A 10,468-nucleotide genomic window follows, 5' to 3' on the forward strand; every position below is an offset into this window, starting at 1 on the left:
GCCCGCGCCCGCGAGGCCCGCGCCCGCCGGGGGGCAGGCCTCCGAGGGGCGGGCGCGGGGGGCCCGATCTAGTCGGCGGTCTCCCGCGCCTTCTTCCGCTCGGGCATCAGGCGCGAGCCGGTCAGGCGCTCGCCGAAGACGTCGTCGGGGTTGGACAGCACACAGGTGTCCAGCGACAGGCAGCCGCAGCCGATGCAGTCGGTGAGGTGGTCGCGCAGCCGGTTCAGCTGCTTGATGCGCTCGTCGAGTTCCGTGCGCCATGCCTCGGACAACCGGGCCCAGTCCTCCCGGGTGGGCGTGCGCTCCTCGGGCAGCCGGGCCAGCGCCTCGCGGATCGTGGCGAGCGGGATGCCCACGCGCTGGGCGGCGCGGATGAAGGCGACCCGGCGCAGCGTGTCACGGCTGTAGCGGCGCTGGTTGCCCGAGGTGCGGCGACTGGAGATCAGGCCCTTGGCCTCGTAGAAGTGCAGGGCGGAGACGGCGGCGCCGCTGCGCGCGGACACCTGGCCGACGGTCAGCTCGTGGATCTTCTCGGGAATCTGGGGCACTCCGCAGAGCCTACCCACCGCCCCCGGGGTGCCGTCCGTTGACATCCTCTCCGCACCCGACCATGCTAAGCAGTTGCTTAGACACGCGAGCGAGAGGCCGGGCACATGGCAGAGCCGAGGATCTTCACGTCCGCCGACGACCTGAAGTCGGCGGTGGGCGAGCAGCTGGGGTACACCGACTGGCTGGAGATCGACCAGAAGCGGATCGACCTGTTCGCGGAGGCGACCGGCGACCACCAGTGGATCCACGTGGATCCCGAGAAGGCCGCGGCGGGCCCGTTCGGCACCACCATCGCCCACGGCTACCTGACCCTGTCGCTGCTCCCCCTGTTCGGGCCGCAGCTGATCAAGGTCGAGGGCGTGAAGATGGGGGTCAACTACGGCACCAACAAGGTGCGCTTCCCCTCCCCCGTCCCGGTCGGCTCGCGGCTGCGCGCCACCGCCACGATCACCGCGGTGGAGGACGTGCCCGGCGGGGTGCAGGTGGCGGTCGCCTTCACCGTGGAGCGCGAGGGCGGCGACAAGCCGGTGTGCGTGGCGGAGTCGGTGTCGCGCTACTACCTGTGAGGCGGCGGGCGGCGCTGTCCGCGAGACGGCGGACGTCACCGCCTGCCCGGCGGCGGGCGCCACTGCCCACGGGGCCGCGGGCGCCACTGCCCACGGGGCCGCGGGCGACACTGCCCACGGGGCGGCGGACGTCACCGCCCGGGAGTCCGCGGGCGCCCTACCCGGCGCCCACCATCCGCAGCACGAGGTCGGCGTAGAGCGCGCCGACCTCGTCGGGTGTGCGCGGGCCGTTCACGTTGAACCAGCGGGCCACGTCGATGCAGAGCGACAGCACGGCGAGCGTCGTGCCCTTCACGTCGGACACGTCGAACTCGCCCGCGCGCACGCCGTCCTCGATGATCCCGCGCACCTCGGCGTCGCACTGGCGGCGCAGCGCGACGATCTCGGAGCGGGCCTCGGGGCCGAGCGCGTCGAGTTCGTACTGCACGACCCGCGCCGTGGTGCGCCGCCCCGCGTGCCAGCGGACGAAGGAGCTGACGGCGTCGGCCAGCCGCTCGGTGGCGCTCCCCTCGCCGCGGGCCGCGGTGCGCAGGATCGCGACGGCCTTCTCGTGCCCGATCCGGCTGATGCGGTGGAGCAGCTCTTCCTTGGTCTTGTAGTGGATGTACAGCGCGGCCGGGCTCATGCCGGCGCGGCCCGCGATGTCGCGGGTCGTCGTGGCGTGGTAGCCGCGCTCGGCGAAGGCCTCCACGGCGGCGACCAGCAGCCGCCGTGCCGCGTCCGGGGTGACCTCGTCCCACGGCTCCACTTCGCCGCCGGTCGTCTCCTCCGCCGTACTCATCGCTCACTCGCCCCTTCCGGTGACAGGAGCACCACCATACCGCCGCCGGTGAGCGAGCGCTTAGCGGAGCTGGTCGCACGGGTGCCACGCGGGGCGCCCGCCCCTACAGCTTCTCGAAGGGGTCGTGTTCGGCGAGCAGCTTCTCCAGGCGGGCCTGGTCCACGCGGCTGACGATCTGCCCGGCCTCCTGGCGGTCGCGGATCACCTTGGCGAGCGTGAAGGCGGAGGTGACCAGGTACAGCACGGCGATGGCAAGGAAGGCCCGCACCCAGGCGTCGGCGTCGAGCCGGAAGATGCCGATGGCGGTGGCCACGAGGGCGACCGCGAAGGAGGCGACGGCCTGGCCGTAGAAGGCGGCCGTGCTCTGCTGCTTGACCGGTGTGTCACTCATGGGACAGAGCATCGGCGGACGCGGCCGGCGCCGCATCCGCCGGGATACTCAGGTCGCGTACTCAGCCGGAAGGACACGCGGGAGGTCCTGCGGCTCAGAACGCCGAGACCCCCGTCAGCGAGCGTCCGATGACCAGCTTCTGGATCTGGCTGGTGCCCTCGTACAGGGTCATCACGCGGGCGTCGCGCAGCAGCTTGCCCGCCGGGTACTCGTCGATGTAGCCGTAACCGCCGAAGACCTGCAGGGCGTTGTTGGCGGCGCGCACGGCGGCCTCGGAGGCGAACAGCTTGGCCTTGGAGGACTCCACGGCGAAGGGCTGCCCGCGGTCGATGAGGTCGGCGACCCGCCAGGTCAGCAGGCGGGCGGCGTCCACGTCCACGGCGATGTCGCTGAGCAGTTCCTGGACCAGCTGGTGGTGGGCGATGGACTTGCCGAACTGCTCGCGCTCGCCCGCGTACGTCACGGCCGCGTCCAGCGCGGCCTGGGCTATGCCCACGCAGCCGGCGGCCACCGACATCCGGCCCTTGGCGAGGGCCGACATGGCCACCGAGAAGCCCTTGCCCTCGGGGGCGAGCATCGCGGAGGCCGGGACGCGCACGTCCTCGAAGACCAGCTCGGCGGTGGCCTGGCCGCGCAGGCCCAGCTTGCCGTGGATGGTGCGGCGGGTCAGGCCGGGGGTGTCGGTGGGCACGAGGAAGGCGGAGACGCCCTTGTGGCCGGGGGCGTCGGTGGAGCGGGCGAACAGCAGCACCACGTCGGCCCAGGTGCCGTTGGTGATGAACATCTTCGTGCCGTTGATGACGTAGTCGTCGCCGTCGCGCACCGCCCGCGTGCTGAGGTTGCCCGCGTCGGAGCCGGTGCCGGGCTCGGTCAGGCCGAAGCAGCCGACGTACTCCCCGGAGGTCAGGCCCGGCAGCCAGCGCCGCTTGTGCTCCTCGCTGCCCCAGGCGGCGATCGTCTTGGCGACCAGGCCGAGGGAGACGGAGACGATGCCGCGCACGGAGGAGTCGCCGCGGCCCAGTTCCTCGGTCACCAGGCAGTAGGCGAGGTGGTCGCCGCCCGAGCCGCCGTACTCCTCGTCGATGGTCAGGCCGAGGAAGCCGACCTCGCCGAGCTTCTTCACGACGGCCCGGTCGACCTCCTCGGCGCGGTCCCAGGCGACCACGTTCGGGGTGATCTCGCGGGCGACGAAGTCCCGGGCCAGCTGCCGGACCGCCGTCTGCTCCTCGCTCAGCTCCAGATTCACCATGCGTCACCCCACCGATGCAAGATCTTGCAACCCGTACATTTAAATTATCACTGCTAGTTTTACGCCGCAGGCCTACTATGTGCGCCATGGCCCGACCGCGCAAGCCCCTGCTCAGCACCGACCGCATCGTCCTGGCGGCGCGGGACCTCGTGGACGCGGAGGGCCTGGCCGCCGTCTCCACCCGCCGCCTCGCCGCCGAGCTGGGGGTGAGCGGGCCGTCGCTGTACAACCACTTCCGCACCAAGGACGAGATCCTGGAGGCGGTCGCGGACTCGGTCAGCGCCCAGGTCGACCTGTCGATGTTCGAGGACGGCCGGGACTGGCGGACCGCGCTGCACGACTGGGCCGTCTCCTACCGGGCCGCCCTGCGCGACCACCCCAACATCGTCCCGGTGCTGGCCCGCGGCCCCGGCCGCCGCCCCGCCGCGCTGCGCCTGGCCGACGCGGTCTACGGCGCGATGGTCGACGCCGGCTGGCCGCCCGCCCAGGCCACCTCCATCGGCGCGCTGATGCGCTACTTCGTCATGGGCTCCGCGCTCGGCTCCTTCGCCGGCGGCTTCGTGGGCGACGCCGGCGCCTACGACCCCGCCGACTACCCCCACCTCGGCCAGGCCCACCTGCTGGCCGAACAGCAGGAGAAGATCGACGAGCGGGCGTTCGAGACGGGGCTCACGGCGCTGCTGGACGGCCTGGCGCTGCAGTACGAGCAGGTCGGGCGGCCCGCGTCCGGCTGAGACGCGCACCGCGCACACCTTTCGGCGCCGGCCGAACCGTGCCTGCCGCATGCTGGGACGCATGACGACGAAGGACCCCCAGGCGCCCGGCCTGGCCGCGCTCGCCGGGCTCATCGCCGACGAGACCCGTGCCGCGTGCCTGCTGGCGCTGCTGGACGGGCGGGCGTGGACGGCCGGCGAGCTGGCCCGGCACGCGGGCGTGGCCGCCTCCACGCTCAGCGAGCACCTGGGCAAGCTGGTCGCGGGCGGTCTGCTCGCCGAGGAACGGCAGGGCCGGCACCGCTACGTCCGGCTGGCCGACGCCCGGGTCGCCCAGCTCGTCGAGGACCTGGCCGCGCAGGTCGCCCCGGCCGCCGCCCGCCGCCCGCGCACGCTGCGCGCCTCCAGCGCGGGCTCGGCCATGGCCCGCGGCCGCACCTGCTACGACCACCTCGCCGGCCGCCTCGGCATCGCGGTGACCGACGCGCTGACGGCGCGCGGGCTGCTGCTCCAGGAGACGGGGTGCGCGCTGACGGAGGCCGGGCTGAGCTGGTTCGCGTCCGTCGGCATCCAGCTGGAGCGCACGGGCCGGCGGCCCCTGGCCCGGGCTTGCCTGGACTGGACGGAGCGGCGCCCCCACCTCGCGGGCGTCGCGGGCGCGGCCCTGTGCCGGCACGCCCTGGACGCGGGCTGGTGCGTGCGCATCGGCTCCGAGCGGGCCGTGAAGGTCACCGCCTCGGGTGAGCGCGCGCTGTCGGAGCTGCTGGGCATCGAGCCGGCGGCACTGCACTGACCCGGCGCCCGCCGCGGCTGCGGGCGGCCCGCCCGGGGGGCCTCCTCCTGCCCCAGAACACCACCAGGGCTGCCCTAGAACACCACCAGGGCTGCCCTAGAACACCACCAGGGCCCGCCCGCCCTTTCCGGCCGTCATGTTCTCGAAGGCCGCCGGGATGCCGTCCAGGGCGATCCGTTCGGTGACCAGCGCGCCCAGGTCCAGGCGGCCGGCGCGGACGTGGCCGGCGAGCACCGGCAGGTCCTCGGCCGGGTCGGAGTTGCCGTAGACGCAGCCGCTCAGGGTGCGGCCCCAGTGGAAGATCTCCAGCGCGTTGAAGGTGACCTGCTCGTCCTTGCCGCCGATGCCGACCACCGTGGTGCGGCCGCCGCGCCGGGTGGACTCCCAGGCGGCGCGGATGGTGACCGCGCGGCCCACGCACTCCACGGCGACGTCCACGCCCTGCTTGCCGGTCAGGGCGCGGATCTCCCGGGGGGTGTTCTCGGAGGCGACCACGTAGTCGGTGGCGCCCGCCGCGCGCGCCAGTTCCTCCTTCGCCGGGGAGACGTCTACGGCGATGATCCGGGCGGCGCCCGCGATCCGGGCGGCCTGGAGGGTGGCCAGGCCCACGCCGCCCGCGCCGAACACGGCGACCGTCTCGCCCGGCCGGACCCGAGCCGCGTGGTGGACGGCGCCGTAGCCGGTGAGGACGGCGCAGCCGAGGAGGGCGGCGTCGGTGAGCGGGATGCCCTCGGGCAGGGGCAGCACGCAGGAGGCGGTGACGACCGTCTCCTCGGCGAACGCGGCGACGTTCAGGCCGGGGTGCACCTCGGTGCCGTCGGTGGTGCGGGCGTGCACGCGGGCGGCACCGCTGAGCGCGTCGGCGCACAGCCAGACCTCGCCGAGCGCGCAGGCATGGCAGGTTCCGCAGGAGGGCGCCCAGTTGAGGACGACGGCGTCGCCCGGTGCGACGTGGGTGACCCCCTCACCGACGGCGAGGACGGTGCCCGCGCCCTCGTGGCCGAGGACGGCGGGGACCGGGACGCGCATCGTGCCGTTGCTCAGCGACAGGTCGGAGTGGCAGACGCCGGCGGCGGCGAGGCGGACGCGGACCTGGCCGGGTCCGGGGTCGGGCAGCTCGATCTCGGTAATCTCCAGCGGCGAGCCGATGGCGGGCAGGACGGCGGCACGTACGGCCATGACGCGGGACTCCCTTAGAACTGGAGGGACTTGGTCTGCAGGTATTCGGCGAGTCCGTGGGTGCCGAGTTCACGGCCGACGCCGGACTGCTTGTAGCCGCCGAAGGGGGCCAGCGGGTTGAACCGGCCGCCGTTGATGTCCACCTGGCCGGTGTCCATGCGGCGGGCGAAGGCGACGGCCTCCGCCTCGTCGCCCGCCCAGACGGCGCCGGCCAGGCCGTAGACCGTGCCGTTGGCGATGCGCAGGGCGTCCTCCTCGTCCTCGTAGCGCAGGACGGACAGGACCGGGCCGAAGATCTCCTCCTGGGCGATGGTCATCTCGGGGGTGACGTCGGCGAAGACGGTGGGGCTGACGAAGTAGCCGCGTTCGCGCGGGGCGTCGGGGCCGCCGGCGACCAGGCGGGCGCCCTCGGCGAGGCCCTTCTCGATGTATCCGCGCACCCGCGCCTGCTGCTTGGCGTTGACGAGGGGCCCGATGCGGTCGCCGTACTTGGCGGCGGCGGCCGCGGCCAGCTCGACGGCCCGGTCGTACTGGTCGCGGTGGACCAGCATCCGGGTCCAGGCGCTGCACGTCTGGCCGGAGTTGGACATGACGTTGGCGACGCCGACGTTGACGGCCCTGGCGAGGTCGGCGCTGGGCAGGATGACGTTGGCGGACTTGCCGCCCAGTTCGAGGGCGACCCGCTTGACGGCGCCGCCCGCGATCGCGCCGATCCGCTTGCCGACCGCCGTGGAGCCGGTGAAGGACACCATGTCGGTGCCCGGGTGCTCGGCCAGGGCCTGCCCGGCGACCGGGCCGAGGCCGGTGACGAGGTTGAACACGCCGGCCGGCACCCCGGCCTCGTGCACGGCCTCGGCGAACAGCCGGGCGGTGAGCGGGGTGTCCTCGGCGGGCTTGAGGACGATCGTGCAGCCGGCGGCCAGCGCGGGGGCGACCTTGGCGACGATCTGGTGCAGGGGGTAGTTCCAGGGGGTGATCGCGCCGACCACGCCGACGGGCTCGTGGTGGACGGTGGAGGTGCCGGCCTTCTCCTCGAAGGCGTAGGTGGCCGCGAGGTCGGCGTAGGAGGCGGCGACCGCGATCGGCACGGCCGCGTGCACCGCCTGGGAGAAGGCGAGCGGCGAGCCGAGTTCCGCGGTGACCGTCTCGGCGATCTCGTCCTTGCGGGCCTGCAACACGTCCCGGAGGGCGGCCAGGCGGGCGGCGCGCTCGGCGGGCGGGGTGGCCGCCCGGGCGGGGAAGGCGGCGCGGGCGGCGCGCACCGCCGCGTCGACGTCCTCGGCGGTGCCCGCCGGCACGGTCGCGATGACCTGTTCGTCGGCCGGGTTCACCACCTCGATGACGTCCGGGCCCGCGGCGGGGCGCCAGGCGCCGCCGATGTACATGCCGTCGTGTGCCTTCATGGTGCTCCTCCGGGGCGGGGGCCTCGTCCGGGCCGTCCACCGCGCGTGGCGGGCGGTCGTCCGCGTCACAACCTATCGACAGAGCCATAAACTAGCGTCGATAGTTTTTGGGCGCCAGAGGCACCGGGCGCACCCGGCGGCGGCATACGGGCGGGGCGTCCGCTCACCCGGGAAGGCCCTGGCGTTCGCATTGCGGGGAACCGCTGGCGGCATGGAGGGCCGCCACACCAGGCTCCGGAGCGCCGAGCACCCCGAGCGCCGACCCGGCGGAGCCGGGCAAGAGTGAACATGTGTACTTCTGGTCGCTGGTCGGGGTGAACGGGTGGGGAATGCGTGTGGGTGTGCGGGATTCGCACGTACGGTCAGGTGGTGGGGTCGGCCGGACCGGACGAGGCAAGGGGGTGGCGGCGGTGTGGGAGAGCCGGGCCCCGGCGTGCCCTCGGCCCCTTCGGCGGGGGCCTGCTGCTGCCGGGCGGCGCGCAGGGCGCGGCGGGCGGCGTCGGCGGGGCGGGCGTCCATCACGCCTCCCTTCGCAGCGAGACCAGGTCGGCCAGCTCGCGGTCGGTCAGTTCGGTGAGGGCCGACTCGCCGGCGCCGAGGATCGCGTCGGCCAGGGCCCGCTTGGCGGCGAGCATCTCGGCGATGCGGTCCTCGACGGTGCCCTCGGTGATCAGCCGGTGCACCTGGACGGGCTGCGTCTGGCCGATGCGGTAGGCGCGGTCGGTGGCCTGCTCCTCGACCGCCGGGTTCCACCAGCGGTCGAAGTGGACGACGTGGCCGGCGCGGGTGAGGTTCAGGCCGGTGCCGGCGGCCTTCAGGGACAGCACCAGTACGGGGCTCGCCCCGCTCTGGAAGCGGTCCACCATGCGCTCGCGCTCCGGGACGGGCGTACCGCCGTGGAGGAGGTCGACGGGGACGGCGCGGGCGGTGAGGTGGGCGGTGATCAGACGGGCCATGCCGACGTACTGGGTGAAGACCAGGGCCGAGCCGTCCTCGGCGAGCAGGGTGTCGAGCAGTTCGTCGAGCAGGGCGAGTTTGCCGGAGCGGGCCGCCAGGTGGTCGCCCGCCCCGGGGGCGTGGTCCTCCTTCAGGTACAGCGCCGGGTGGTCGCAGATCTGCTTGAGGGAGGTCAGCAGCTTGAGCACCAGACCCCGGCGGGCCATGCCCCCGGCCGTCTCGATGGCGAGCATCGACTCGCGCACCACCGCCTCGTACAGCGCTGCCTGTTCGCGGGTGAGCGGGACCGGATGGTCGGTCTCGGTCTTGGGCGGCAGCTCGGGGACGATGCCGGGGTCGGACTTGCGGCGGCGCAGCAGGAACGGGCGCACCAGGCGGGCCAGGCGCTCGGCCGCCTCCTGGTCCTCGCCGCCCTCGACGGCGCGCGCGTGCCGGGCGCGGAAGGACTTCAGCGGGCCCAGGAGGCCGGGGGTGGTCCAGTCGAGCAGCGCCCACAGTTCGGAGAGGTTGTTCTCCACGGGGGTGCCGGTGAGGGCGACGCGGGCGGGGGACGGAATGGTGCGCAGCGCCTTCGCGGTCGCCGAGTAGGGGTTCTTGACATGCTGGGCCTCGTCGGCGACGACCATGCCCCAGGGCTGCTCGGCGAGCTGGGCGGCCGTCGAGCGCATGGTGCCGTAGGTGGTGAGCACGAAGCCGCCGTCGAGGCCGTCCAGGGTGCGGTCGGGGCCGTGGAAGCGGCGGACGGGGACGCCGGGCGCGAAGCGGGTGATCTCCCGCTGCCAGTTGCCCAGCAGGGAGGCCGGGCAGACGACAAGGGTGGGTTCGCGGCGGGCCCGCTTCAGGTGCAGGGCGATGACGGTGACCGTCTTGCCCAGGCCCATGTCGTCGGCGAGGCAGCCGCCGAGGCCGAGGGAGGTCATGAGGTCCAGCCAGGCCAGGCCGCGCAGCTGGTAGTCGCGCAGGGTGGCGTGCAGGCCCGGGGGCGGCTCGGCGGGGCGCACGCCGGCGGTGATGCGGTCCCGCAGGGCGGCGAGGGCGCCCTGCGGGACGGCCTCGACGCTCTCGCCGTCGACCTCGGCGGTGCCGGTGAGGGCGACGGAGAGCGCGTCGACCGGGTCGAGCAGGCCCAGGTCGCGCTTGCGGGCCTTGCGCACCAGCGCCGGATCGACGAGCACCCAGCGGTCCCGCAGCCGGACGACCGGGCGGTGGGCCTCGGCGAGCGTGTCCATCTCGGCCTCGGTGAGCGGATCGCCGCCGAGCGCGAGCTGCCAGCGAAAGCGCAGCAGTTCCTCGCTCTCGAAGAAGCCGGTGCCGTCGGTCGCGGAGCCCGGCGCGGGCCGTACCACGGCGGTCGCGGTGAGGTCGTGCGCGAGGTCGCGCGGCCAGTGCACGGCGACGCCCGCCGCCGCGAGCCGCGTCGCGGCCGCGCCGAGCAGGTCGCTCACCTCCTCCTCGGACAGGGCGAGGACGTCGGGCACCTCCTGCTCGGCGAGCCGGTCCAGCGGGGGCCAGACACGGGCGGCGCGCCGCACGGCCAGGGCGGCGTCCACGCGTGCGCGCGGGCCGAACGCCGGGTCGGCCTGCCCCGACCACAGGTCCGCCGCGTCGGCCACGAGGGTGGGGTCGGCGAGGTTGTGCGCCTGGACGATCGCCGCGCCCGCCCGGCGGGTGAGGACCCCGCCGTCCGCGCTCGCGTCGGCGCCCGCACCGGCCTCGGTGTCGAAGAGGTCGTACGCCGACAGGTCCAGGCGCAGGGAGACGCGGACGCCGGCGTCCATGCCGGCGGCGACCTCGGCGGCCCAGTCCTGGGCGGCGGGCAGGGGCTGCGGGCGGCGGGCGGCGGAGGGCTCTCCCTTTTACACCTCTGACGCTGCCGCCGCCCCCCCC

9 protein-coding genes and 1 pseudogene are annotated in these 10,468 nt (G+C 74.3%); 3 read left to right on the plus strand and 7 right to left on the minus strand.

Going from position 1 to position 10,468, the window contains the following annotated elements; all coding sequences use genetic code 11:
* Positions 1 to 68 precede the first annotated feature (68 nt).
* On the minus strand, positions 69 to 548 hold the full coding sequence (soxR, locus tag GV126_RS30265) for a redox-sensitive transcriptional activator SoxR (protein ID WP_159672628.1): 480 nt from the start codon (positions 546 to 548) through the stop codon (positions 69 to 71).
* A gap of 105 nt (positions 549 to 653) precedes the next feature.
* Here soxR and GV126_RS30270 point away from each other — a divergent pair, with 105 nt between their 5' ends.
* Positions 654 to 1,115 (plus strand): MaoC family dehydratase, encoded by a 462-nt coding sequence (locus tag GV126_RS30270; RefSeq protein ID WP_028422864.1) that lies wholly within the window; start codon positions 654 to 656, stop codon positions 1,113 to 1,115.
* A gap of 157 nt (positions 1,116 to 1,272) precedes the next feature.
* Here the strand turns inward: GV126_RS30270 and GV126_RS30275 are convergent, their stop codons facing one another.
* From GV126_RS30275 to GV126_RS30285, 3 genes are all read right to left on the minus strand, one after another.
* Positions 1,273 to 1,896, minus strand: a complete 624-nt coding sequence (locus GV126_RS30275) for a TetR/AcrR family transcriptional regulator (RefSeq protein ID WP_159672630.1) — start codon at positions 1,894 to 1,896, stop codon at positions 1,273 to 1,275.
* Positions 1,897 to 1,999: 103 nt separating this feature from the next.
* Positions 2,000 to 2,287: a YiaA/YiaB family inner membrane protein gene (locus GV126_RS30280; RefSeq protein ID WP_159672632.1), complete on the minus strand. Its 288-nt coding sequence runs from the start codon at positions 2,285 to 2,287 to the stop codon at positions 2,000 to 2,002.
* 94 nt (positions 2,288 to 2,381) lie between these two features.
* The gene (locus tag GV126_RS30285) at positions 2,382 to 3,533 is read right to left on the minus strand and encodes an acyl-CoA dehydrogenase family protein (protein WP_159674276.1); all 1,152 of its coding nucleotides are present in this window, start codon (positions 3,531 to 3,533) and stop codon (positions 2,382 to 2,384) included.
* 89 nt (positions 3,534 to 3,622) lie between these two features.
* Here GV126_RS30285 and GV126_RS30290 point away from each other — a divergent pair, with 89 nt between their 5' ends.
* Both GV126_RS30290 and GV126_RS30295 read left to right on the plus strand, forming a co-directional pair.
* Positions 3,623 to 4,270 carry a TetR/AcrR family transcriptional regulator gene (locus GV126_RS30290; RefSeq protein WP_159672634.1) on the plus strand — a complete coding sequence of 216 codons (648 nt, stop codon included), beginning with the start codon at positions 3,623 to 3,625 and terminating at the stop codon, positions 4,268 to 4,270.
* 61 nt (positions 4,271 to 4,331) lie between these two features.
* Positions 4,332 to 5,042 carry an ArsR/SmtB family transcription factor gene (locus GV126_RS30295; RefSeq protein ID WP_159672636.1) on the plus strand — a complete coding sequence of 237 codons (711 nt, stop codon included), beginning with the start codon at positions 4,332 to 4,334 and terminating at the stop codon, positions 5,040 to 5,042.
* A 96-nt stretch (positions 5,043 to 5,138) separates the two neighbouring features.
* Here the strand turns inward: GV126_RS30295 and GV126_RS30300 are convergent, their stop codons facing one another.
* The 3 genes and pseudogenes from GV126_RS30300 to GV126_RS30310 all read right to left on the minus strand — a co-directional run.
* Complete coding sequence (locus tag GV126_RS30300; RefSeq protein WP_159672638.1) at positions 5,139 to 6,221, minus strand: Zn-dependent alcohol dehydrogenase; 1,083 nt, start codon at positions 6,219 to 6,221, stop codon at positions 5,139 to 5,141.
* A 14-nt stretch (positions 6,222 to 6,235) separates the two neighbouring features.
* On the minus strand, positions 6,236 to 7,624 hold the full coding sequence (locus GV126_RS30305; RefSeq protein ID WP_159672640.1) for an aldehyde dehydrogenase family protein: 1,389 nt from the start codon (positions 7,622 to 7,624) through the stop codon (positions 6,236 to 6,238).
* Positions 7,625 to 8,142: 518 nt separating this feature from the next.
* Positions 8,143 to 10,434, minus strand: a pseudogene (locus GV126_RS30310) (SCO1167/SCO6262 family helicase); the annotation flags it as partial.
* Positions 10,435 to 10,468: the final 34 nt, after the last annotated feature.

Origin of the sequence: Streptomyces mexicanus (genome assembly GCF_902506575.1) — a bacterium.
GTDB lineage: Bacteria > Actinomycetota > Actinomycetes > Streptomycetales > Streptomycetaceae > Streptomyces > Streptomyces mexicanus.

Coding starts and splice junctions, on each gene's coding strand:
- GV126_RS30270 (WP_028422864.1), top strand. CDS start 654: ATGGCAGAGCCGAGGATCTTCACGTCCGCCGACGACCTGAAGTCGGCG.
- GV126_RS30275 (WP_159672630.1), bottom strand. CDS start 1,896: ATGAGTACGGCGGAGGAGACGACCGGCGGCGAAGTGGAGCCGTGGGAC.
- GV126_RS30280 (WP_159672632.1), bottom strand. CDS start 2,287: ATGAGTGACACACCGGTCAAGCAGCAGAGCACGGCCGCCTTCTACGGC.
- GV126_RS30290 (WP_159672634.1), top strand. CDS start 3,623: ATGGCCCGACCGCGCAAGCCCCTGCTCAGCACCGACCGCATCGTCCTG.
- GV126_RS30295 (WP_159672636.1), top strand. CDS start 4,332: ATGACGACGAAGGACCCCCAGGCGCCCGGCCTGGCCGCGCTCGCCGGG.
- GV126_RS30300 (WP_159672638.1), bottom strand. CDS start 6,221: ATGGCCGTACGTGCCGCCGTCCTGCCCGCCATCGGCTCGCCGCTGGAG.
- GV126_RS30305 (WP_159672640.1), bottom strand. CDS start 7,624: ATGAAGGCACACGACGGCATGTACATCGGCGGCGCCTGGCGCCCCGCC.